Here is a 22,355-nt window from a genome sequence, read left to right on the forward strand (position 1 = left end):
GTTGCGCAGGGTTCCGGAGGGCAGACGTCCGATGAGCGGGGCGGCCAGTTTATCAAGGCGCGCTTTGCCATCGATGGTGTCAAAGTCGACCTGTTGTTTCAGGTGCTCAAACAGAAACTCCGGCAGGTGCAGCGATTCATTCAGGCGCTTTTCAAATCCTGCTTTGCCTTCCTGACGCACCAGGGTGTCGGGGTCTTCGCCGTCAGGCAGAAACAGGAAGCGCGCCTGTACGCCATCGCTCAGTACGGGCAGAACGGTCTCCATGGCTCGTGCCGCTGCTGTGCGGCCAGCGTCGTCTCCGTCAAAGCAGAAAATCACTTCCGGGACGATTTTGAAGAGGCGTCGCAGATGGTGTTCGCTGGTCGCTGTGCCCAGGGTGGCAACCGCGTAGTGAATGCCGAACTCAGCCAGTGCGACGACGTCCATATAACCTTCGACGATGACGAAGCGAGTCAGTTTCTGGCGGATCTTGCGGGCCTCGTAGAGGCCGTACAGTTCGCGGTTTTTCTGGAATATAGGCGTTTCCGGAGAGTTCAGGTACTTAGGCTTTTCATCACCCAACACCCGACCTCCGAACGCAATATAACGGCCGCGGGCATCACGGATCGGAAACATGATGCGGTCACGGAAACGGTCGTAGGTGCGGCCATCTTCTTTTTCAATCAGCATGCCGCAGCTGACCAGCTCTTTGATGGCGTCTTTATCCTGGCCCAGTGTCTGCTGTAAGCCATCCCAGCCGGGTGGGGCGTAGCCAATACCGAAGAACTTCGCTGCTTTGCCGGAAAGTCCGCGTTTTTTCAGGTAGCGGATGGCCTTGTCTTTCTGCTCGTGCTCGCGCAGTTGCGTTTCGAAAAAGCGGCTGGAGGCTTCCATTCGCCTGAACAGCGCCTGGTGCTGCTGTTCCTGCTGGATCTCACGTTGACTGGCTGCTTCGCGGGGCACGTCCAGGTTGACCTGATCGGCGAGCTTCTCAACGGCATCGGGAAAGCTGAGTCCGTCGAACTCCATTACGAATTTGAGTGCAGTACCGGACGCGCCGCAGCCGAAGCAGTAATAGAACTGCTTGTCAGGGCTGACGGTAAAAGAGGGGGTGTTCTCGTTGTGGAAGGGACAGCAGGCGGAATAGTTTTTGCCGGTTTTCTTCAGTTTTACACGGCTATCCACCACGTCGATCACATCGACACGGGCGAGCAGTTCATCAATAAAGCTCTGTGGAATGCGGCCAGCCATCTGTTATCCAGTCTGAATTCGGATCTATTGTCGCCAGAAACGACAAAAGCGCCAATAACTTTCATTATTGGCGCTCTGTTGCAACTACCCTGGGGAGGTATCAGCCGAGTTGTGATTTCACCAGTTGACTGATTTGTGCCATGTCGGCACGACCTTGCACCTGTGGTTTGAGGATGCCCATTACTTTACCCATGTCCTGCATGCCTGCGGCACCGGACTGTGCAATGGCATCAGCCACCAGTCTGGCTAACTCTTCCTCACTCAGGGCTGCCGGCAGGAACTCGCTGATGACATCAATCTCAGCCTGTTCTTTTGCTGCCAGCTCCTCACGCCCGGCATCCATATACTGTGTAATGGAATCGCGGCGTTGCTTGCACATTTTGTCGAGGATCACGAGTGCACGTGCGTCATCGATCTCGATGCGCTCATCCACTTCGACTTTCTTGAACTCTGCCGTAATCAGACGAAGGGTGCCGAGGCGTTCCTTCTCTTTTGCACGCATCGCAGCCTTAACGGCTTCTTTGATGGTGGCGGTCAGGCTCATAGTACTATCCTCTCAGATGAATCGCTGTATCAGTACAGGCGGGTCATCTTACGCTGTTCACGCTGTACCTTTTTCAGGTGGCGCTTAACAGCAGCAGCGGCTTTACGCTTACGAACCCAGGTTGGCTTCTCGTAGTGTTCACGACGACGTACTTCAGACAGTACACCGGCCTTTTCACAAGCGCGCTTGAAGCGACGCAGAGCAACGTCAAATGGTTCGTTTTCTTTAACTTTTACAGCTGGCATCCAATCACCTACTTTTTAGTCAATTCGTTTCAGGGGAAATCACAGCCCCACTCAGAGGGCGGGCATTCTATAGTCTTTGATCCTGAAATGCAAAACTTAATAGCGCACACCATTGGCTGCCAGAAACCGCGGCGCTGAGCCCCTGAGACTGCGCTGGTCAGGCTGGGGTCACGGCAGTATCATTCGCCAATAGAGCGGTATCCCGGTGTTTCATCGGGAAGATATAACGACAGAGGTAGATATGCTGGTTCTGGGACTCGAAACCTCCTGTGACGAAACAGGAATCGCATTGTACGACACAGAGGCTGGGCTGTTGGCCCACCGGGTGTATTCGCAGATTGCAGTACATGCGGAGTACGGTGGTGTTGTTCCTGAGCTGGCTTCTCGGGATCACGTAAGAAAGAGCCTGCCGCTGATCCGTGAGGTGATGGCTGAAGCAGGTAAGCAACTCAGCGATCTCGATGGTATTGCGTATACCAGGGGCCCGGGTCTGGTCGGCGCCCTGCTCGTAGGCGCATGTCTGGGGCGGACACTGGCCTGGTCTCTGCAGATTCCCGGAGTGGGGGTCCATCATATGGAAGGCCACCTGCTCGCGCCTATGCTCGAAGAAGAAGCACCTGACTTTCCATTCCTGGCTCTGTTGGTCTCCGGTGGTCATACCCAGCTGGTTGAAGTGGATGCGATCGGTGAATATCACCTTCTGGGAGAGTCACTCGATGACGCCGCCGGTGAAGCCTTCGATAAAGCTGCCAAAATGATGGGACTGCCGTACCCCGGAGGTCCGGAACTCAGCCGCATGGCGGCAGAAGGCGACCCTGGTCGCTTTTCCTTCCCGCGTCCCATGACTGATCGCCCCGGTCTGGATTTCAGCTTCAGTGGTCTTAAGACCTTTACCCGTACAACGATTCTGAATTGTGCAGAAGATGGTGTGCTGTCTGAACAGGATAAAAAAGACATTGCGGCAGGTTTTCAGGCCGCTGTCGTGGATACGCTGGCGATCAAATGCAAGCGTGCGATGAAGCAGACAGGCGTTAAGCGACTGATTATTGCTGGCGGTGTAGGGGCTAACGCCTCACTGAGGGCGCGTCTGAAGGCGATGGCCGAAGAGCTGGGCGGGCGGGTGTATTACCCACGTCCCGAGCTCTGCACAGACAACGGCGCCATGATTGCGTATGCCGGTGCTCAGCGGTTGCTTGCGGGGGAAAGCTCCGAGTTGGCTGTTTCCTGTGTGCCGCGCTGGCCGATGACTGAACTCTCGCCGGTGCAGCCGCATGGATAAAGTCTTTATCCGGGGACTCAGAGTCGATGCGGTCATTGGTGTCTATGACTGGGAAAAGCAGGTGCGTCAGCCTCTGGTATTTGATCTCGAAATGGCCTGGGATATCCGTGTCGCAGCGCACACAGACGATCTCATGCATGCGCTGGATTATCAGGCAGTCACTGAGTACATCGAGCGTTTCGTCCGTGAGCAGCACTTTCAGTTACTGGAGTCTCTGCTGGAGCGCCTTGCCGAGGGGCTGCGTAAAGAGTTCGGCATGCCATGGCTGAAAATCCAGGTTGAGAAGCCTGCGGTGGTTCCTCAGGCAAGAGCCGTTGGGCTTTGCATCGAGCGTGGGGATAACTGATGGCGCTCGTGTATCTGGGCATAGGTGCAAACCTGGCTCCGGAACAGAACATATCAAACGGCCTGCAGCGCCTTGCGCAGGACGTCACGCTACTGCGGCTTTCCCCCTGTTATCGTTCTCCCGCCATTGGCTTTGATGGCCCTGACTTTATCAATCTGGTTGCTGAGGTGCGCACGGATAAGTCGGTCGGCGAGTTGTCTGCCAGTCTGAAGGCGCTTGAGCAGGAGTTTGGTCGCTCACCCGATGCGGTGAAATATTCTTCCCGCGCGCTGGATATCGATATTCTGATGGTCGACGAGCTGACTGGCGTGGTGGACAGTATTGAGCTGCCCCGTGCGGATATCTGGCGCTTTGCTTTTGTGCTCCGGCCTTTGCTGGATCTTCTGCCGGATGGTGAGTGCCCGCTTCATAAGCAACCGCTTACACACTACCTGCCTGCGGTTTCCAGCCAGGCGTTGTCCGTGTGTCAGGGGGACTGGCTGGTGTTGCCCGACGGATTACTGAAAGCGGATTAACGCTTCTTTCTTCCATGTGGTCAGGCTGGCCGTTCGCTTTTCTGCCAGCGCGGCCCGGATCGCTGGCCCCTGAACTCCCTCAGCGATGACATTCCGCGCGGTTATTTTCTGGGCTTCTGTCAGTGCCTCACGGACATAATCTGCCTGAGGATACGCGCAGTCTTCAAAGCCTGTGCGCCCCCGTGCGTCCGCGATACAGACCAACAGAAACTCCTCAAAGCGCTCAGGTTTGCGCCACACATCCAGTTGGTCAAAAACCTTCAGTAAGGTCTCGGGTCTCAGTTCAAACGCGCGGTGGATATGCGTGTGAAACTCACTGCTGAGCAGCGCGAGACTGGTCGGTTCGTTCGGACACTTCAGGCGCTGACACAGTTGCCTGATGGGCTTTATTCCCTTTTTTTCGTGGCCAAAATGTCTCGGCCACTCGCTGTCGGGCGTCAGGGCTTTGCCAAGATCGTGAATCAGTGCGGCCCAACGCACGCTGAGAGCAGAGCTCATCGGGACAGAGGCCTCCAGCGACAGGAGGGCGTGGCGACCGCAGTCGATCTCGGGATGGTATTTCTCTGGTTGAGGGACGCCAAACAGGGCATCCAGTTCAGGAAACCAGGCCGCCAGTGCACCGCATTCCCTCAATACCTGAAAATAGACCGCAGGCTGATCTTCCAGCAGCGCCCGTTGGGTCTCGGTCCATACCCGTTCTGCGACCAGATGCTCAAGTTCTCCGGCCTCAACCATGGTTTTCATCAGTGTGAGGGTTTCAGGAGCGACGCTGAAGCCCGCGTCGGCAAAGCGGGCGGCAAAGCGGGCTACCCTGAGTACCCGGAGAGGGTCTTCCTGAAATGCAGGGGATACATGCCTGAGCAGGCGGGCGTCAAGGTCGGCCTGGCCGTTATGCGGATCGATAATGCTTCCGTCATCCGCCTGAGCCATAGCATTGATGGTCAGATCACGACGCAGCAGATCGTCTTCGAGCGTCACCCCGGATGAAAAATCGCAGACAAATCCCTGGTAGCCTTTTCCGCTTTTTCTTTCTGTCCGGGCCAGTGCATATTCTTCGTGCGTTTCCGGGTGGAGGAACACAGGAAAATCTGCCCCGACCTGCTCGTAGCCGAGTTTGATCATGTCTTCGGGGGTGGCACCGGTGACGACCCAGTCATTATCTTTGACGGGGCGGCCGAGCAAGTGATCGCGGACTGCGCCACCAACGAGATATACCTGCATGTCTGTTTCTCCAACGAAAAAAGCCGCAGCGCCTCTTCAGACGCTGCGGCTTCAGTGTACCTGCCAGGGCAGAGGCTTAGAAGTAGAAGCCTGTCTCCAGCGCGATGCCCAGTTCTTTCTCGGGCTTGGAAATATCCATCATGGCGGCAAGATCAAAATGGATGCCAAACGGTGACACACCCGCGCCCAGCGAAACAACATTGCTGTCTGCCGCGAGGTTAGTACGCAGACCCGCGCGGACCTGTGCCCAACCAAAGGCGTCCATTTCACCACCGACTGAGAGGTACTGAGTCGGATCTTCAAAGGCCAGAGCCTCGTTTTCTGTCAGGTCGAGGTCAGCCGCGACGTTATACCAACCGCCTTCATAGGCGATACCTGCGCGGAGTTTCGGTTTGATACTTACTTTACCGCCTTCAGCAATCTGGCCATCAGCATCACCGTCAACTGCAACGGCGGCGTATTCAAAATCTTTGCTGATCAGATCCTGAATGACGACGCCAACGCGCATTTTATGCGCGGCGTCGATGTAGAAGGAGGTGCCGATGTCCATATTGATGTGGTTCTCGGTCAGTTCAGAATCTTCCAGCTCAACTTCCTCGGCATTGTCCTCTTCATTCACCTGGCCAACGTAGTGGTATGTCGCGACCTGCTGCAGTTTCGGAGTAACACCCACTGCAAAGGTTTTGCCTGATACCTGGAATTCACGTGACAGGCTCAGCCCGACTTCGGCAATGCCGATTGCGACGATCTCATACTGAGAATCAAAGACTGGCTCGGAAGCGTCGTTCGAGATCTCACCGTTTTCAAAGATGCTGATGTTACCAGCCGCCGTCTGTACCGGATCTGAGGTGTAGGTGTTTACTTCATCTACGGCAGCTTTGGTGTCACTGAGGTCGGCTGCAGTGGCTGACCCGGCGTCTACTTTGTCTGCCAGTTCATCAACGCTGTCAGTAATACCATTTGAGGTGTCGAGGTAACCTGATGCTGCAGTGCCGTATGCGCTCAGAAGGTTGGCATCATTGCCGCTGAACAGAATACGCCCTGAAGCATTAACATCGGCGCGGAAGCTGACAGCAGCAGCCAGCTGTTTACCCGGAAGTGCGACTGCACCGCCCAGTCCCAGGCGCGCCCGCAACGGGTTACCTGAAATACTCTTCAGGCTGTCGATCATGTCGTCTGTGGCTGAATTAACTTCCTGGAGTTCGGTATTTGCTGTGCTGATGCTGTCGCCGAAAGTGGCATTGTCAGCACGCAGGTCTGCGGCCTTTTGGGAGTTGGTCCGGCCATCGACGTCGTCCATACTTTCAATCTGAGCGCCCAGTTGTTCGGCGGCCGCCGTCATATTTTCTACGGCCTTGTTGAAGTTGACGGGCTCTGATGCGCCGCGGTCTTCGAAGGCAGCGTCAATACGCGGAATAATATCTTCATCCAGCTTTGTGGCCTCGTCTTCCAGGCCTGCCTCGTCTGCCAGGTTGACGCCAAGCTGCGGAAACAACAGAGCGAAGTTATCACCCTTACGTGCCTGCGACAGCAGAGATGGGTTGTAAGCTGGAGCGTGGGCCAGCCTGGCGCTTGCAACACCGGTGTTCCCCATTGCCAGACCGCGGGCATCCATCGGCATGTAAGGGGTTGCGTACGACTGGGCACAGAGGGCAGAGACGGTCGCTGCCAGAAGAGAACGTTTTAACATGTGGGGAATCCTTTGAAACACCATAGGAAGATGTAACTAAGCGTAGTCGGGTTTTTTTTGTTTGTTGTAAAAACCTGCAACCACATGTAATGTCATTTAACTCACATATTCTGAACGCTGGAACTAATGCAAAACGCACAACGTAAACCCATGAACATGATGATGGCGACTGCCCCGGCAGCCGTTCGTTGTGTCGTGCGTGCCCGTGCGATTCGCATCTCTATGCGGCCAGAAGAATGAGATAATCAATTACAGAATTCTCAGGAAAAGGCCGCAACAGCGGCCTTTTTTATTGGCCGCCCGCGGTAAACATGGAGCGGACAATGCAACTTATTTCAGCGTATTTAATGGTGGTGTTGATATGGTCATCAACACCTGTCGCTATTCAGTTCAGCCTGACAGGGCTGGAGTTCTTCACTGCCCTCAGTCTGCGTATGTGGGCCAGTGCAGTTCTCTCTCTGTTGCTGGTGGCCGCTTTCCGTCAGCGCCTGACGCTCAGCCGGCAGGCGCTTGTCAGTTATGTCGCGGGCAGTGTGGGCATCTACGGTGCCATGATGGCGGTGTACTGGGGAGCGGCTTACATTCCTTCCGGACTGATTTCGGTCATCTATGGTCTGGCACCTATGCTGGCGGGCGCTCTGGGTTACGTATGGCTGAAAGAGCGTGAACTGACACCTGCCAGAATTATCGCCTTACTGATCGCGCTATGCGGGCTGGCGGTGGTGGTTTCTGCACGCACTTCTCTGGACGGGCTGGCCTGGCGTGGGATTGCCGGTGCTTTACTGTCCGTGATCTTTTTTGCTGTCAGCGCGGTATGGGTCAAACAGGCGAATGCCGGACTGCATCCGGTCGTTCAGACCAGCGGGACCTTGTGGGTTTCATCCCTGATGTATCTTATTACCGTCCCTGTCTTTGGTTTTCACTGGCCAGAGACCTGGCAGCCGCAGGCCGTCGGTGCCATCAGTTATCTGGTGATCTGTGGATCACTGCTGGCATTTGTTCTTTATTTCTACATTCTCCGGCACTTGCCAACGTCCCGGGTGACACTGATTACTCTGATGGCACCGGCACTGGCAATGTTGTGGGGCTATATTCTGAAAGACGAGCGGCTCCAGCTGTCTACCTTTGCTGGTGCGCTGGTGTTGCTTTCTGGCCTGGCGATGTATCAGTGGCACCATGGGTTTGACCGGTTTCTGCGGAAAATTGCCCGTGGCGTTACAAAGAAAGAACAAAAATCTACGACAGAGTGCCCTTAAATTTTCACAGTATCTGCCGATAGACAGGTTATATCCCTGTCTGTCGGAGTTCAGATATGAAATTCAGAGTAACGTTTGCGGGTGTCAGCCTGCTGTCAGCAGGATTGCTGACCGGTTGTGCCGGCCCGGTACTGGAAGAGCAGAATGCGGCCGAGTCCCCCGAGGCATTTTTTCAGCCCGTCGAGCAGGAAATTGATCCTGTTGCCCCTATGGTTCTGCGCGTCGTGGGTTATGGTGCCGTCGATGTTGAAAGTAAAAAGCCGGAGGTGCAGAAGCGCCTGATGGCCATCCGCGCCTCTAAGATGGATGCTTTCCGGGCCATGGCTGAGCGTGTCTACGGCACCTCAGTGCAGGGCAGCACCACCGTTCGCGATATGGTGGTTCAGAATGACCGTTTCCGCAGCTATGTCGAAACCTATATGCACGGTGCCCGCGTTGTATCGACGGATGTTATGCCGGACGGCAGTGTTGAAACTGTGTTGGAAATGATTATCGACCAGGGCTTCCGCAACTGTCTTCAGACCCAGGATAACCAGCGGTTTAATGTTGACTGCCGGGTGCCGCTGGGTGGACAGAGCACCCGTCATTTTGCCGCGTCGCAGCGCAACCGTGTGAAAGGCGAAGCGGCCATGCCTGAGAGCGGATTCTACTTTATTGAGTGATGGAGGTTGCTATGCGCTGGCTAGCTATTTTCTGCGCCATAACTCTGCCGGTACAGGCAGCGGTTGTTGAAGTCACCGGTCGCGCCGCAATCTCTGGTGCGCCGTCTCTTGCCCGTGAAGAGGCCATGAAAGATGCACTGCATCAGGCAAGCCTGCAGGCGACAGCTCAGGTGAGTGGTATGCAGCTGATGACTGATGGTGTTATCACCGAAGAACAGCTATCGGTTCAGACCCGCGCCAGCGTCAGTGACGTAGAAGTTCTCCATGAAGATATCCATGACGGCGTGTACGAGGTCGCCATCAGGGCTGATGTGCAGGAAGCTGATATGTGTCCGGGCCAGACTCAGGCGTACCGTAAGGCAATCGCCGTCGCCGGGTTCGGTCTGGCTCGCCCTGAGCAGGCAACGTATGGACGCCTTGAAAATGTCGAGCAGGAATTACCACGCTGGCTAGCATCGCAGTTGAATGGGCAGGGCCAGGTACATGCTCTTGATGCGACACGCATCAGCCTTTATCAGGACCCCCGCCGTGCGCCCTCAGCAGAAACCGCACAGCAGCGATTGACCACGTCGGTGGCTCTGGCAACGCAGTTGGGTGCGCAGTATGTTGTCTCGGGCGTGGTTCGTGACATGGCAGTGCATAAGGCAGATGACGGGTTTTCGCTGGCCCGCCTCAGTGGGCTGAGCCGCAAGGGGCAGGCCCGGGATTTCGTGATGGATGTGTTTGTTCATGATGGGCTGAGTGGCGCGATGTTATTTCAGCGCACTTATCGCACAGAAGGTGAATGGGACGCCGGTCGCACGCAGAAAGTCGGATTCGCGACGCCGGATTTCTGGGACACCAGCTATGGTGCACAGGTACAGAAAGTCTTAGCCAGAGCGGCGGGCGACGTGAACGAAGCGCTGCGTTGCCAGCCATTTATGGCGCGCATTGTGAAGGCCCGTGGCAACCGGCTGCACATTGAGGCGAGTGCAGGTGCCGGAATCCGTCCGGGAGATACGTTTAAAGTCTACCGCACAGGGACACTCTATAATCTGGATCTGGAGCCACGCACCGAACTTACTGATATGGCTGCTGAGGCAGTGGTCCGTCAGGTGCAGCCACAGTTTATTATTGCTGACCTGAAAAAGCCGGTTGAGTATCTGGCGATTCAGCGGGATGACATGGTGATTGCCTGGTAAAACAGCCTGTAACAAGTAAAAAGAGAAGCGCCCGGTCCGGGCGCTTTTTTTTACAGATCGACGGAGACGGACGGGCAACTCATGCGACTGAGCATTTTGTCGCCATCCCAGCTTTCGAGATGGACGTCGAAGCCCCAGAGGGTGTGCAGATGTTTCAGTACTTCGTAGGTATCCTGTGATAAGGGCATACTGTTCTGTTGAGTGTGCTTGAGTGTGATCGAGCGGTCTCCTTCGACATCGACATAGGTGACCTGAATATTAGGCTCCCTGACGGACAGGTCATACTGACGTGCAAGTGTTTCCCGCAGTTTCCGGTAACCCTGCTCGTTGTGGATGGCCGTAACCCGGTAGTGATCCTTTTCGTCGTCATCATAAATGCTGAAAAGATGGAATTCGCGCATCAGGTTCGGTGACAGATACTGCTGAATAAAACTTTCGTCTTTAAAATCCCGCATCGCAAAATGCAGGGTTTCAAGCCAGTCTTTTCCGGCGATATCGGGAAACCATTCGCGATCTTCATCGGTGGGGTTTTCGCAGATACGCTTAATATCCCTGAACATGTTAAAGCCCAGAGCGTATGGATTGATGCCACTGAAATACGGTGAGTCGAACCCCGGCTGATATACCACGTTGGTGTGCGAGGTCAGAAACTCCATCATAAAACCTTCATTGACCTTGCCTTCATCGTACAGATGATTGAGCAGGGTGTAGTGCCAGAAGGTTGCCCAGCCTTCATTCATCACCTGTGTCTGACGCTGGGGATAAAAATACTGCGAAATTTTTCGCACGATTCTGACCAGCTCGCGCTGCCAGGGTTCTAGCAGGGGCGCATTTTTCTCGATGAAGTAGAGCAGGTTTTCCTGAGGCTCCGACGGAAACTGGCGACGTCGTTTCGGGGCCTGATCCTTTTTCTTGACGGGTAGGGTGCGCCACAGGTCGTTCAGCTGCTGCTGGCGGATTTCTTCTCGCTCTTCCTGTCGCATACGTTCTTCTGCTGCAGAAATAGGCTTCGGCCGGCGATAGCGGTCAACGCCAAAGTTCTGCAGGGCGTGACAGGCGTCGAGTACCTGTTCGACTTCGTCCTGACCGTAACGCTCTTCGCATTTGCGGACATAGTTTTTGGCGAACACCAGGTAATCGATGATTGATCCGGCATCTGTCCAGGTTCTGAACAGGTAGTTGTTCTTGAAGAAGGAATTGTGTCCGTAGCAGGCATGAGCAATCACCAGCGCCTGCATCGGCAGCGTGTTTTCTTCCATCAGGTAAGCAATACAGGGGTTCGAATTAATGACGATCTCATAGGCCAGCCCCATCTGACCGCGTTGGTAGCCCTTCTGAGTTGCCAGAAACTGTTTACCGTATGACCAGTGGTTATAACCGATAGGCATCCCTACGGATGAATACGCATCCATCATCTGCTCTGCGCTGATGACCTCAATCTGGTTGGGGTAGGTATCCAGCCCGTAGTGGGCTGCGACTCTTGCGATTTCCTGGTCATACTCCTGCAGAAGTTCGAACGTCCAGTCGGAATCGGTGGAGATATACTGACTCATACAGCCTCCTCATACTGCTCTTTCGCAAAGAGTTCGCGGAAGACAGGGAAGATATCCTCAGGTCCACGGATCTGAGCCATCGCAAATTGCTTTTTATAACTGCTTCTGACGGTCTGGTAAGCCTCCCAGAGTGCCTGATGTTGGTTCGGGGTAATTTCGATGTAGGAGAAGTACTGAACCAGTGGCAGTAATTCCTCGGTCAGAATTTTTGAGCACAAAGGTGAGTCGTCATCCCAGTTATCACCGTCGGAAGCCTGAGCTGCGTAAATGTTCCAGTCTCCTTGGTTGTAGCGTTCCGTAACGATCTGATGCATGAGTTTAAGTGCACTGGATACTATGGTTCCGCCGGTTTCACGCGAATAAAAGAATTCCTGCTCGTCCACTTCTTTAGCGCTGGTGTGATGGCGGATAAACACAATTTCAATATGTTCGTAGTTCTTTTCAAGAAACAGATACAGCAGCAGATAGAAGCGTTTCGCAATGTCCTTAACATCCTGCGTCATGGAGCCGGATACATCCATTAAACAGAACATCACCGCTTTGCTGGTGGGGGTCGGGACTTTAACCTGATTACGGTAGCGCAGGTCAATGTCATCCAGAAACGGAATCAGTTTCAGGCGGCGTTCAATATCGGCGATGCTCTCCTGCAGCTCGCTGATCAGACTGGCGTTTCCCGCCGCTTCTGCGTCTGCCAGCTGCGCCTGAAGTTCTTTGAGTTTGCGTCGCTTTCCTGCACCCATGCCGATTCTCCGGGCATGAGCATTGCGCATGGATTTGACTACGGAAAGGTTGTTCGGTGTGCCCTCTGAGACAAAGCCTGCCCGCCGTGTCTTGAAATTCTTAGTCTGTGCCAGAGACTTCTTCACCATGTTAGGAAGTGCGAGGTCATCAAAAATATAATTCAGAAACTCGTCTTTGGTGATATAGAAAGAAAAGTCTTCTTCCCCCTCTCCCTGATTACTGGCTTGTCCGCTGCCCTGACCACCGCCACCCTGTTGAGGTTTTTCCAGTTCATCGCCGGTATCAAATTGCTTATTACCAGGATATACGCGGGTCTGTTTACCGCCAGAGCCGTGGCTGATCCGTGGCTCGTGAGTGTTTTTGGTGGGAATACTGATCTGTTCGCCTCTGTCCATATCTGTGATGGAGCGACGGTTTACTGCATCGGCTACCGCTTCTTTGATATGCGAGCGATAACGACGGAGAAAGCGCTGGCGATTGACCATGCTCTTGTTTTTGCCGTTCAGACGTCGATCTATGATATATGACATCTAAATCCCCCTTGTTGAATCCGGAACGCTGCGCAGGGCAGTGGCGGTTGCCCGCCACTGCATCGTATTACTGCGATTTACGTACGCGCAGATACCACTCGGAAAGCAGTCGGACCTGCTTCTCGGTATATCCACGCTCGGTCATGCGGGCAACGAAATCATCGTGTTTTTTCTGATCTTCGTTGGACGACTTGGCCGAGAAGGAAATGACCGGCAGAAGGTCTTCCGTATTCGAGAACATTTTCTTCTCGATGACAGAGCGCATCTTTTCGTACGACTGCCAGCTGGGGTTATTACCATTATTGTTCGCGCGGGCGCGCAGAACGAAATTAACAATTTCGTTGCGGAAGTCTTTCGGATTACTGATGCCCGCTGATTTTTCGATTTTTTCCAGTTCTTCGTTGATGGAAGCACGATCCAGCATTTCTCCGGTTTCCGGATCACGGTATTCCTGATCCTGAATCCAGAAATCAGCGTACGTCACATAGCGATCAAAGATATTCTGGCCGTACTCGGCATAGGACTCGAGGTAAGCGGTCTGAATTTCTTTGCCGATAAAGTCGACGTACTCTGCTGCCAGATACTCCTTCAGATAATTGAGATAGCGGTTCTGTGTTTCTTCCGGGTATTGTTCCTGCTCAATAGCCTGTTCCAGTACATAAAGCAGGTGCACGGGATTGGCCGCGACCTCCGTCGAGTCGAAGTTGAATACCTTGGACAGAATCTTGAAGGCAAAGCGGGTAGAAATACCATTCATCCCTTCATCTACGCCGGCACTGTCACGGTACTCCTGAATCGACTTGGCCTTCGGATCGGTGTCTTTCAGGTTTTCGCCGTTGTATACCCGCATTTTTGAATAAACGCTGGAGTTTTCAGGGACCTTCAGGCGAGAAAGCACGGTGAATTTCGCCAGCATGGAAAGCGTATCCGGTGCACAGGGCGCTTCGGATAATGAGCTGCCTTGCAGCAGTTTTTCGTAAATGCTGACTTCTTCATTCACCCGCAGACAATAAGGTACTTTAACGATATATACCCGGTCGAGGAATGCCTCGTTGTTTTTGTTGTTGCGGAAGGCCTGCCACTCCGATTCGTTAGAGTGCGCAAGAATGACGCCTTCGAATGGCATGGCGCCCATCCCTTCTGTGCCGTTGTAGTTTCCTTCCTGTGTGGCGGTCAGGAGTGGGTGCAATACCTTGATAGGGGCTTTGAACATTTCCACGAATTCCATCAGGCCCTGGTTTGCACGGCAGAGGGCTCCGGAATAGGAATAGGCGTCGGGATCATCCTGAGCAAAGTCTTCAAGCTTGCGGATATCGACTTTACCGACCAGCGAGGAAATATCCTGGTTGTTTTCGTCGCCCGGCTCCGTTTTGGCAACGCCTATCTGATCAAGTACCGATGGATAAAGCTTCACGACTTCAAACTTGCTGATATCGCCGCCCAGTTCATGCAGGCGTTTTACCGCCCAGGGGGACATCACGCGTCCGAGATAGCGGCGTGGGATTCCATAGTCTTCTTCAAGAATCTCACCATCTTCGGTCGGGTCGAACAGACCCAGGGGCGATTCAAAGACCGGTGAGCCCTTGATGGCGTAGAAAGGAACGGCCTGTATCAGCAGCTTAAGGCGTTCGGCCAATGATGATTTACCACCACCCACGGGCCCCAGCAGATACAGTATCTGCTTGCGCTCTTCCAGTCCCTGAGCGGCGTGACGGAAGTAGGCCACGATATTTTCGACCGCTTCCTCCATGCCGTAAAACTCGGAGAAGGCTGGATAGCGTTTAATGACCTTGTTGGAGAAAATTCTGCTGAGACGCAGGTCTTTCGATGTGTCGATGATTTCTGGTTCGCCGATGGCCGTCAGCATGCGTTCTGCTGCCGAGGCATAGACGGTGGGATCCTGTTTGCACAGATCAAGGTAATCCTGAAGGCTCATTACCTCTTCCTGTGTCTGGCGGTAGCGGTCCTGAAAACGGCTGAATACGCTCATGGTGCACCCCTTATCGATAGTTCCGGTGATCGTTCCTGACTACATAAAACCCTGTGAAATTCTTCTGTTCTGTATGACCAGTATGGCCCCTAATGGTTGCTGTTGACCAGATAGTTTCAATTTAGCTGAAATTCTGACGCCTGTTTAACAGTATGCACGGGTCGTGCCTGCTTGCACTCACAGTCGCTGTCCAATGTGATCAAATCCGCGTTTCTGAAAATAAAAAAGCCCGCACAGTGCGGGCTTTTCATGGGGGCAGACGCGCTCAGGATTCACAAAGCTCAGGTACTGCCATTTTCCACATTTCATAACCCCCATCGAGGCTGTAAACCTCGGTAAAGCCCTGAGCGGCAAAGAACTGTGCCGCCTGTTGGCTGGAGTTGCCGTGATAACAACATACGATCAGGGGGGCATCTTTCTGAGATTCATTAATAAAACTGCCCACAGTGTCGTTATCAACGTTGAGGGCGCCCCGCATACGTCCTGCCTGAAAACTCATGGCATCACGGATGTCTGCGATACGGGTGGCCGGGTTATCGAGCAGGGTTTTCGCTTCGGCTATGTTGATTCTCTGAAACTGCATGCTGAGTCCTCGTTATTCACGTGCGTCGACCTGAAAGCGCTGGCCGTCTTCAAGTCGTAGTGCGGTTAATTTAGCGCCCCAGACGCAACCTGTGTCCAGCGCCCAGACGTTTTCGGTATCGGTCTCACCTTCCAGAGCTGCCCAATGTCCGAACAGCAGGCGTTTATGGCGTGTTTTGCGCGACGGGTGACGGAACCAGGGGAAGAAGCCTTCCGGTGCGGCTCCCGCTCCCTCCTTGGTGACCAGATCAAGCCGGCCAGAGGCATCGATAAAGCGCATCCGGGTCAGATAGTTGACGATAACCCGCAGCCTGTCAGGGCCGGTAAGGGTGTTATCCCAGACGTCTGGCTGATTACCGTACATGTGTTCGAAAAATGACTGGCAGTCGTTCTGCAGGACAGCTTCGACCTCCTGGGCGAGCTTGCGGGCTTTGCGGGCGCTCCACATTGGGGGCACACCGGCATGGCTCATGCACCAATTGAGGGCGGCGTCATAGTGAACCAGAGGCTGATGTCTGAGCCAGTCCATCAATGAGTCGCGGTCAGGCGCTTCCAGTATGTCTGAAATGGTGTCACTCCCCCGGGGACTGGCGTGGCCGAAATGGATCGCCAGCAGGTGCAGGTCATGGTTACCAAGCACTGTCTGGCCACGGTGACCCAGGTCGCGGACGAAACGGAGGCATTCGAGGGATTGCGGGCCACGGTTAACGAGATCGCCACAGAACCAGAGATGATCCTGCGTCGGATCAAACTTCAGTTTACTGAGCAGGCGCTGCAGAGGTTCATAGCAGCCCTGCAGGTCTCCGATCGCATACGTGGCCATGTCAGTTCAGCGCGTTGGGTGCAGCTAACGTGAAGACCGGTATGGTGGCGTGAAAAAGAGTGCCATCGTCAGCCTCCATCACGTAGTAACCGCGCATGCTGCCAACCCGGGTGCTGAGCACTGATCCGGAGGAATATCGATAGGTTTCACCGGGCTCTATGGTGGGTTGTTCACCAACCACGCCTTCGCCTTTTACTTCCTGGACGTCGGCGTTGCCGTTCGCAATAAACCAGTGACGGCTGCGCAGTGTTGCTGCCTGATCGCCGTCGTTACGAATGCGGATGTGGTAAGCAAAAACGAAGCGGTCTTCTTCGGGAATTGACTGCTCGTCAAGGTATTCGGTATCGACGCTGACTACGATGCTGTCATCAAGACTCATTCCGGTTCTCCGCCAGGTTCAGATCGACGACCTTGTCGGCAATACGCACGTAGTCTGCCAGCGTCAGATTTTCGGGGCGCAGACCGGTATCAATACCAATTTCCTGCAATAGCTCAGCGCTGATGAGGTTTTTCAGGGTATTGCGGATCGTCTTCCGTCTCATGTTAAACGCTTCCCGGACGACGCGCTCAAGGGTTTTGTGATCTTTGGCCGGGTGCGGTAACTCATTGTAGGGCACCAGGCGGACGATCGCAGAATCAACTTTCGGAGGTGGATTGAAAGACCCCGGGCCGACGATAAACAGAGGTTCGACCTTACAGAAGTACTGCGCCATGATACTCAGGCGGCCATAGTCACCGCTGCCCGGCGTTGCTGCCAGTCGTTCTACTACCTCTTTCTGCAGCATAAAGTGCATGTCCTGCACCATGGCGTAATGGCTGAGAAAATGAAAAATCAGAGGGGTCGAGATGTTGTAAGGCAGGTTACCGACAATCCGCAGTTGCTGACCTGGCTCGAGTATCGTACTGAAATCGAACTTCAGAGCATCGCCTTCATGAATACGGAAGTCGGGATAGTTGAAGAACTTGGTGCGCAGGATAGGGATGAGGTCCCGGTCGAGTTCTACAACGTCCAGTTTGCCGCTCGCTTCCAGCAGGGGTTCGGTGATGGCACCCATACCCGGGCCGATCTCCACGAGACAGTCGGTTGGCTTAGGGGAGATGGCTTTCACGATTTTGCCGATCACGTACTGATCGTGCAGGAAGTTCTGACCAAAACGTTTACGGGCTTTGTGCCCATGTGCCTTAGGCGTGTGTTTACTCATGCGGATGTCTTCTGTCTGTGGCTGGCCATCTGTTCGGCCACCCGGATAGCGGTGATCAGACTGCCACTGTCGGCTTTTCCCGATCCCGCAAGATCCAGCGCAGTACCGTGGTCGACCGACGTGCGGATCACAGGCATGCCCAGGGTGATGTTTGCAGCGCGCCCGAAGCCATGAAACTTAAGAACGGGCAGCCCCTGGTCATGATACATGGCCAGAGCCGCATCGGCGTGCTGCAGGTGTTTGGGGGTGAACAGGGTGTCTGCAGGCAGAGGACCACTGAGATTGAGCCCCTCTGCTCTCAGTTCTTCCAGCGCTGGAATAATCGTGTCGATTTCTTCCCGCCCGAGGTGGCCGTCTTCACCGGCGTGAGGGTTGAGCCCGGCTACCAGAATGTGTGGCTGAGCGACGCCGAAGTACTGTTTCAGGTCGTTGTTCAGAATACGGCTGACCCGCTTGATCCGGTCGGCGCTGCAGGCGTCTGCAACGTCGCGTAACGGCAGGTGCGTTGTCACCAGAGCCACCCGGAGATCTTCCGTCGCCAGCATCATCACGACTTCCTCTACGCCGCAATGGTCGCGGAAGTATTCGGTATGACCACTGAAGGGAACTCCGGCGTCGTTAATAACGCCCTTATGCACTGGCGCCGTGACAATGGCATCCCAGCGACCGTCCAGCGCGCCCTCGGCAGCAATGCGCAGGGTTTCCAGTACGTAGCGGCCATTTGCTGTATTCAGCTGGCCTGCTAGGGCGGGAGCTTCCAGAGCGACTGGCATCACGGTGAGCGTGCCTGCTGGGGAAGGTGTGCTGGTACGAGCCTGGTCATAGGTGCGCAGTGTCAGGGGCAGTCCCAACTGCTCAGCCCGCGCCGACAGCAGATCCGGGTCGGCTATCACAACGAGTTCAGAAGTCTGTGCCTGTTGCGCAATGGCAACACACAGGTCCGGGCCGATGCCTGCAGGTTCTCCGGCAGTAATCGCCAGCCGCAGGGTCACAGGCTTTCCTTGAGATCGACGTAGGCTTCTGAGCGGATCTTACGCAGCCAGATAGGCAGTTCTTCATCGAAACGACGCGCATACAACATCTGGCGCACCTGATTTCGTTGCACTTCTTCGCCAATGTCTGCGTCACGGCGTTCTGTTACCTGAAGCACGTGCCAGCCGAACTGGCTGCGGATCGGAGAACTGATATCTCCGGTTGCCGTCGTCTGCATCGCATCTTCAAATTCAGGCACCATCTCGCCCGGAGATACCCAGCCGAGATCGCCACCACTGGCACCGCTGCCAGGGTCATCGCTGTATTCTTTTGCAAGGGCGGTGAAATCCGCTCCCGCTGACAGCTGTTCGTACAGCTGGTCGATCAGGGCTTTGGTCTGTTCTTCGTCGCGGACTTCGTTCGGCTGAACCAGAATATGACGTACCTTCGCCTGCTCAATCATCTGTGTGCTGCCGCCGCGTTTATCTTCCAGTTTGATAATGTGGAATCCACTGGCGGTGCGGATTGGCTCAGATATATCACCGATGGCCATTTTTGGGGTCACCTCGGCAAAAATCGAGGGCAACTGACCTTCTTTTCTCCAGCCCATATCGCCACCATTCAGTGCGGTGCGGCCACTGGATTCTGCCATGGCTACCCGGCTGAACTCAGCGCCTTTGCGCAGCTCTGCAACCAGGTCACGGGATTTCTTTTCCGCCGCCTGATAGTCATCAGCGCTGGCTCCTGACGGGACGGTTATCAGAATGTGACGCAGACGATATTCTGCAGCCGAGGCCATACGGCCGATGTCCGAAGCGAGAAAGTAGTCGACGTCCTGGTCCGTGATCTGAATGCGCTCGCCGACCTGGTATTGTTGTACCCGGCTGATGCGCATTTCGTTACGGATCTGTTCACGGGCAAAGTTGAATGAGACGCCTTCTTTCACCATCGCCTGCTGAAACTCGCCCAGCGTCATGTTGTTCTGACCGGCGATGCGGGACATAGCGTCGTTCAGCTGCGATTCGCTGATGCGTATACCGGCGCGGTCAGCCATCTGTAACTGAACACTCTCTGTGATCATGCGCTCCAGCACCTGCTCACGCAGCGCGGCACTGTCGGGCATGTCTTTATCGCGGTTCTGTACCCGGACGCTTTCCATCCGCTGGCTCAGTTCGCTCTCCATGATGATGTCATCGTCAACGATGGCAACCACCCGGTCGAGCAGTTGGGGAGCGGCATTTACCATACCCGTCAGGAGCATGGCGGTGGTCAGGGTCATCAGTCGTTTAAAAATCATGGTAACGGCGTCTTGTATATCCATAGATGCTTTCGCCCAGCAGTTGGTCGGTGCCACTGCCGAGTGTTGTCAGGCCTTTCAGCTGAATACTGAGCATCCAACCGAAGCGTTTTTCTGTTGTGAACTCACCACTGCTGCGCGGTGAGGTTTCCCGATACATAAACTGAGCGCGCCAGCAGCAGCTCTGATATTCGAGCCCTGCGAGCAATTCCAGTACCTGGTCCTCCGGCTGGGGCTCATCATCACTGTAGGATTTCAGATCCCGCAGCTGACGACCGAACAGGGCCCAGTGGTCATTGAGTGCCCAGAATGCACCGGCATCCAGCTGCTTGGTGTTGTAGTCAACATCGGAGTCACTATCGCGATAGTTTACCTCAGTACTGCTGATGCTCAGCATGTGATTGCTGTCATCGCCGTAGCGCACACCGTAGCGCTGTTGTCGTGCATAGTCCTGATATGGGTCCCACTCAATAAAAGAGAAGACAGACCAGTCGGCCATTGGGTTCCACTCTGCTTCGGCGAGGGTGCTGGACGTGGCCCTGCTGAGGAATTCTGTTTCCGTTTCGTTCAGTGTGACGCGGCGGTCTTCGAAATACCAGATACGGCCCGCCGAGGCCCGGAACTGCTCCAGACCGTCGTCCCGGATGAAGCGGGTAGTTACCCCGGCACTGATCTGATTCAGGTCGGCCAGTCTGTCCCCTCCGGTAAAACGATCACCAGTGAACAGACTGGAGAAGGTGACGCTGGTTGCCTTGGTGTCGAAGCCTGGTACATCGTTCTGGCCGCTAACGTAGGGGCTGTGCACGTAAAACAGCCGGGGTTCCAGTGTCTGGGTATAGCCTTGCTGCAGTGCTGTGAACTCCCGTTCGAACACCAGTGTGCCATCAAGGCTCAGCCGTGCGGCGCCAAAGTCGGGTGCGAGGTCGACGCTGTCGACGTCTTCGTCGTAGAGCCGGTAACTGCGGTAGCGGTATTCCGCTTTCGGCGTCAGATTCCCGAACGGCCAGGTCATAGGGTAGGCGATAGCGGTGTCAGACAGCAGCCGGTCGCCGTTCAGTGCCTCAAAGCCGCTGAGAGTTTGTGTTGAACCATTGATCGTTTCTTCGCTCTTGCGGGCAAAGCGGGTGGTCTGTAGCGTTTGGCTGAATGTCCAGGAGTCGCCTGTGTCTGGTGTCAGGCTAATGGTGGCCTGGGGCAGGCGGCGGTAGGGTCGGTTCACTAGCGCGATGGTTTCATCAATCGTCTGATAGCTTTCCGCGAGCGCGGTAAAGCTGACCTGTGACGCCTTGTAGTTTATCTGTGCGCGACTGGGCAGATGCGTGGTGCGGTCAACCGCAGCCGAAGGATTCATATCACTGAAGTAGTCCTCGTCTGACACCCGGTTATAGACCCAGCTATGGCTCCAGCGGCTGCCGAAGGTGCCTGCCTGCTGGTAGTTGATCAGCCAGCGCTCATCCTCCAGCTCTTCGTCATTACCCAGATAACCGTAATTCAGCTCGCCCTCGCCAAGCAGGCGGGTTTTGTGTCGCAGCTGATTCTCCCAGAGCAATCCGTGATCCAGTACGTGGTGGGGAGTGATGGTTGCGTCCAGATTGGGTGCAAGATTCAGATAGAACGGCAGCTGAATGTCTTCGGCCTGTCCCATGCCATTGATCGCAATGGTCGGGTCTAGGAAGCCGGTCAGGCGGCGATCATCAATCGGGAACCGGTAGTACGGAATATAAAACACCGGTACTTCACGTATGCGCAGACGGGTGTGCCAGGCGGTGCCAAACCCGGAATCCTGGTCCAGAGTCAGCTCACTGGCCGCAATGTCCCAGTCGTTTTTTCCTGGCTCACAGAATGTCAGAGTGGCCTGTTGTAGCTCCAGCCTGCCTTCGGCGGGGGTCTGTATCGCGGCTGCCGTACCGCGGAGGTGACGCTCTGCAATCACGTAGGCGCTGTCGCGTATATTCAGCTCGCCGCCGGCCTCATCGAAATCTGCCTGATCTCCGCTCAGAGTCAGGTCCGGAGTGCGGACGACCACATTGCCGCGGAAATTCGCGCGCCGGCTTTCCGCTTCCCAGAAGGCTTCGTCACTGGTCAGAAGCTGCTGCTTCTGCTGGAACTCGACATTCCCGGACAAAGTCATTCCGCCGTTCAGCACCAGTTCGCCTTCGTCGGCGGTTGCTTCGATGCGATCGCTGTCTAAAGGCGTGATGACTGGCGACAGGTAGTCACCCCGGCAGAACGCAGGCAGCCTTTCCTGGTGTTCAGGAGGCAACTGATCGCGAGGGGTCCAGCCCAGAGCTTCATAGTTGAAGCCCGCAGCGGTAGTCACAGGGCTGAAAAAGGCCAGCCCTGAAATCAGTAGCATTGGCCCGCTTCTCAGGCTGATAATCGGGAGTGCTTTCATGAGCAGCGGCAAGCGCGTATCCGGTCTGAATTGTGATTGTGATATTGTAACGCGCATTATACCTGCTGAAAGGTGCGCATGGGCGCACAATTCTAGAACGA

At 54.9% G+C, this 22,355-nt stretch carries 21 protein-coding genes; 6 read left to right on the forward strand and 15 right to left on the reverse strand.

Annotated features, from left to right (window positions below; genetic code table 11):
• The 3 genes from dnaG to rpsU all read right to left on the reverse strand — a co-directional run.
• Positions 1–1,230, reverse strand: a 1,230-nt coding sequence (gene dnaG, locus Q1L85_RS08420; RefSeq protein ID WP_300432849.1) for a DNA primase, incomplete at its 3' end; no start/stop codon positions are given.
• 100 nt (positions 1,231–1,330) lie between these two features.
• Entirely contained in the window at positions 1,331–1,774 is a 444-nt protein-coding gene (locus Q1L85_RS08425) for a GatB/YqeY domain-containing protein (protein WP_300427938.1), read from the reverse strand.
• Positions 1,775–1,803: 29 nt separating this feature from the next.
• A complete protein-coding gene (gene rpsU / locus Q1L85_RS08430) occupies positions 1,804–2,019 on the reverse strand; it encodes a 30S ribosomal protein S21 (RefSeq protein WP_300427940.1) in 216 nt (71 codons plus the stop codon).
• Between the two features lie 241 nt (positions 2,020–2,260).
• Here rpsU and tsaD point away from each other — a divergent pair, with 241 nt between their 5' ends.
• From tsaD to folK, 3 genes are read left to right on the forward strand one after another with little or no spacing between them, the layout of a single operon-like run.
• Positions 2,261–3,298, forward strand: a complete 1,038-nt coding sequence (gene tsaD, locus Q1L85_RS08435) for a tRNA (adenosine(37)-N6)-threonylcarbamoyltransferase complex transferase subunit TsaD (protein ID WP_300432851.1) — start codon at positions 2,261–2,263, stop codon at positions 3,296–3,298.
• Positions 3,291–3,644, forward strand: a complete 354-nt coding sequence (gene folB / locus Q1L85_RS08440) for a dihydroneopterin aldolase (RefSeq protein WP_300425498.1) — start codon at positions 3,291–3,293, stop codon at positions 3,642–3,644. The genes tsaD and folB overlap by 8 nt, the downstream gene beginning before the upstream one ends.
• Positions 3,644–4,159: a 2-amino-4-hydroxy-6-hydroxymethyldihydropteridine diphosphokinase gene (gene folK / locus Q1L85_RS08445; protein ID WP_300425499.1), complete on the forward strand. Its 516-nt coding sequence runs from the start codon at positions 3,644–3,646 to the stop codon at positions 4,157–4,159. The genes folB and folK overlap by 1 nt, the downstream gene beginning before the upstream one ends.
• Here the strand turns inward: folK and Q1L85_RS08450 are convergent.
• Together Q1L85_RS08450 and traF are read right to left on the reverse strand one after the other, a co-directional pair.
• Positions 4,142–5,380 (reverse strand): multifunctional CCA addition/repair protein, encoded by a 1,239-nt coding sequence (locus Q1L85_RS08450; protein WP_300425500.1) that lies wholly within the window; start codon positions 5,378–5,380, stop codon positions 4,142–4,144. The genes folK and Q1L85_RS08450 overlap by 18 nt on opposite strands.
• A 76-nt stretch (positions 5,381–5,456) precedes the next feature.
• The gene (traF, locus tag Q1L85_RS08455) at positions 5,457–7,070 is read right to left on the reverse strand and encodes a conjugal transfer protein TraF (protein ID WP_300432854.1); all 1,614 of its coding nucleotides are present in this window, start codon (positions 7,068–7,070) and stop codon (positions 5,457–5,459) included.
• A gap of 323 nt (positions 7,071–7,393) precedes the next feature.
• Between traF and Q1L85_RS08460 the strand changes: the two genes are divergently transcribed.
• The 3 genes from Q1L85_RS08460 to Q1L85_RS08470 are packed head-to-tail and all read left to right on the forward strand — an operon-like array spanning position 7,394 to position 10,169.
• On the forward strand, positions 7,394–8,326 hold the full coding sequence (locus Q1L85_RS08460; RefSeq protein ID WP_300425502.1) for a DMT family transporter: 933 nt from the start codon (positions 7,394–7,396) through the stop codon (positions 8,324–8,326).
• Between the two features lie 56 nt (positions 8,327–8,382).
• On the forward strand, positions 8,383–8,988 hold the full coding sequence (locus Q1L85_RS08465) for an LPP20 family lipoprotein (protein WP_300425503.1): 606 nt from the start codon (positions 8,383–8,385) through the stop codon (positions 8,986–8,988).
• Between the two features lie 11 nt (positions 8,989–8,999).
• Positions 9,000–10,169: a flagellar assembly protein FlgT gene (locus Q1L85_RS08470; RefSeq protein WP_300425504.1), complete on the forward strand. Its 1,170-nt coding sequence runs from the start codon at positions 9,000–9,002 to the stop codon at positions 10,167–10,169.
• 50 nt (positions 10,170–10,219) lie between these two features.
• Here Q1L85_RS08470 and Q1L85_RS08475 read toward each other — a convergent pair whose 3' ends face one another.
• The 10 genes from Q1L85_RS08475 to Q1L85_RS08520 all read right to left on the reverse strand — a co-directional run bounded on the left by Q1L85_RS08475 (position 10,220) and on the right by Q1L85_RS08520 (position 22,215).
• Positions 10,220–11,722, reverse strand: a complete 1,503-nt coding sequence (locus tag Q1L85_RS08475; RefSeq protein WP_300425505.1) for a SpoVR family protein — start codon at positions 11,720–11,722, stop codon at positions 10,220–10,222.
• A complete protein-coding gene (locus Q1L85_RS08480; protein ID WP_300425506.1) occupies positions 11,719–12,993 on the reverse strand; it encodes a YeaH/YhbH family protein in 1,275 nt (424 codons plus the stop codon). The genes Q1L85_RS08475 and Q1L85_RS08480 overlap by 4 nt, the downstream gene beginning before the upstream one ends.
• A 67-nt stretch (positions 12,994–13,060) precedes the next feature.
• A complete protein-coding gene (locus Q1L85_RS08485) occupies positions 13,061–14,983 on the reverse strand; it encodes a PrkA family serine protein kinase (protein WP_300425507.1) in 1,923 nt (640 codons plus the stop codon).
• A 265-nt stretch (positions 14,984–15,248) separates the two neighbouring features.
• The gene (gene glpE, locus Q1L85_RS08490; RefSeq protein ID WP_300425508.1) at positions 15,249–15,566 is read right to left on the reverse strand and encodes a thiosulfate sulfurtransferase GlpE; all 318 of its coding nucleotides are present in this window, start codon (positions 15,564–15,566) and stop codon (positions 15,249–15,251) included.
• Between the two features lie 12 nt (positions 15,567–15,578).
• Entirely contained in the window at positions 15,579–16,388 is an 810-nt protein-coding gene (locus Q1L85_RS08495) for a symmetrical bis(5'-nucleosyl)-tetraphosphatase (protein ID WP_300425509.1), read from the reverse strand.
• Between the two features lies 1 nt (position 16,389).
• Positions 16,390–16,767 (reverse strand): Co2+/Mg2+ efflux protein ApaG, encoded by a 378-nt coding sequence (gene apaG / locus Q1L85_RS08500; protein ID WP_300425511.1) that lies wholly within the window; start codon positions 16,765–16,767, stop codon positions 16,390–16,392.
• Entirely contained in the window at positions 16,757–17,590 is an 834-nt protein-coding gene (rsmA, locus tag Q1L85_RS08505; protein WP_300425512.1) for a 16S rRNA (adenine(1518)-N(6)/adenine(1519)-N(6))-dimethyltransferase RsmA, read from the reverse strand. The genes apaG and rsmA overlap by 11 nt, the downstream gene beginning before the upstream one ends.
• Positions 17,587–18,582: a 4-hydroxythreonine-4-phosphate dehydrogenase PdxA gene (pdxA, locus tag Q1L85_RS08510; RefSeq protein WP_300425513.1), complete on the reverse strand. Its 996-nt coding sequence runs from the start codon at positions 18,580–18,582 to the stop codon at positions 17,587–17,589. Before pdxA ends, rsmA begins: the two co-directional genes overlap by 4 nt.
• Complete coding sequence (locus tag Q1L85_RS08515) at positions 18,579–19,883, reverse strand: peptidylprolyl isomerase (protein ID WP_300425515.1); 1,305 nt, start codon at positions 19,881–19,883, stop codon at positions 18,579–18,581. Before Q1L85_RS08515 ends, pdxA begins: the two co-directional genes overlap by 4 nt.
• Complete coding sequence (locus Q1L85_RS08520) at positions 19,849–22,215, reverse strand: LPS-assembly protein LptD (RefSeq protein WP_300425517.1); 2,367 nt, start codon at positions 22,213–22,215, stop codon at positions 19,849–19,851. The genes Q1L85_RS08515 and Q1L85_RS08520 overlap by 35 nt, the downstream gene beginning before the upstream one ends.
• Between the last annotated feature and the right edge of the window lie 140 nt (positions 22,216–22,355).

The organism is uncultured Thalassolituus sp., assembly GCF_950066645.1.
GTDB lineage: Bacteria > Pseudomonadota > Gammaproteobacteria > Pseudomonadales > Oceanobacteraceae > Thalassolituus.

Bases quoted from the DNA above. Each gene is read 5' to 3' on its own strand.
- Q1L85_RS08425 (WP_300427938.1), bottom strand. From the start codon at position 1,774: ATGAGCCTGACCGCCACCATCAAAGAAGCCGTTAAGGCTGCGATGCGT.
- rpsU (WP_300427940.1), bottom strand. From the start codon at position 2,019: ATGCCAGCTGTAAAAGTTAAAGAAAACGAACCATTTGACGTTGCTCTG.
- tsaD (WP_300432851.1), top strand. From the start codon at position 2,261: ATGCTGGTTCTGGGACTCGAAACCTCCTGTGACGAAACAGGAATCGCA.
- folB (WP_300425498.1), top strand. From the start codon at position 3,291: ATGGATAAAGTCTTTATCCGGGGACTCAGAGTCGATGCGGTCATTGGT.
- folK (WP_300425499.1), top strand. From the start codon at position 3,644: ATGGCGCTCGTGTATCTGGGCATAGGTGCAAACCTGGCTCCGGAACAG.
- Q1L85_RS08450 (WP_300425500.1), bottom strand. From the start codon at position 5,380: ATGCAGGTATATCTCGTTGGTGGCGCAGTCCGCGATCACTTGCTCGGC.
- traF (WP_300432854.1), bottom strand. From the start codon at position 7,070: ATGTTAAAACGTTCTCTTCTGGCAGCGACCGTCTCTGCCCTCTGTGCC.
- Q1L85_RS08460 (WP_300425502.1), top strand. From the start codon at position 7,394: ATGCAACTTATTTCAGCGTATTTAATGGTGGTGTTGATATGGTCATCA.
- Q1L85_RS08465 (WP_300425503.1), top strand. From the start codon at position 8,383: ATGAAATTCAGAGTAACGTTTGCGGGTGTCAGCCTGCTGTCAGCAGGA.
- Q1L85_RS08470 (WP_300425504.1), top strand. From the start codon at position 9,000: ATGCGCTGGCTAGCTATTTTCTGCGCCATAACTCTGCCGGTACAGGCA.
- Q1L85_RS08475 (WP_300425505.1), bottom strand. From the start codon at position 11,722: ATGAGTCAGTATATCTCCACCGATTCCGACTGGACGTTCGAACTTCTG.
- Q1L85_RS08480 (WP_300425506.1), bottom strand. From the start codon at position 12,993: ATGTCATATATCATAGATCGACGTCTGAACGGCAAAAACAAGAGCATG.
- Q1L85_RS08485 (WP_300425507.1), bottom strand. From the start codon at position 14,983: ATGAGCGTATTCAGCCGTTTTCAGGACCGCTACCGCCAGACACAGGAA.
- glpE (WP_300425508.1), bottom strand. From the start codon at position 15,566: ATGCAGTTTCAGAGAATCAACATAGCCGAAGCGAAAACCCTGCTCGAT.
- Q1L85_RS08495 (WP_300425509.1), bottom strand. From the start codon at position 16,388: ATGGCCACGTATGCGATCGGAGACCTGCAGGGCTGCTATGAACCTCTG.
- apaG (WP_300425511.1), bottom strand. From the start codon at position 16,767: ATGAGTCTTGATGACAGCATCGTAGTCAGCGTCGATACCGAATACCTT.
- rsmA (WP_300425512.1), bottom strand. From the start codon at position 17,590: ATGAGTAAACACACGCCTAAGGCACATGGGCACAAAGCCCGTAAACGT.
- Q1L85_RS08515 (WP_300425515.1), bottom strand. From the start codon at position 19,883: ATGGATATACAAGACGCCGTTACCATGATTTTTAAACGACTGATGACC.
- Q1L85_RS08520 (WP_300425517.1), bottom strand. From the start codon at position 22,215: ATGCTACTGATTTCAGGGCTGGCCTTTTTCAGCCCTGTGACTACCGCT.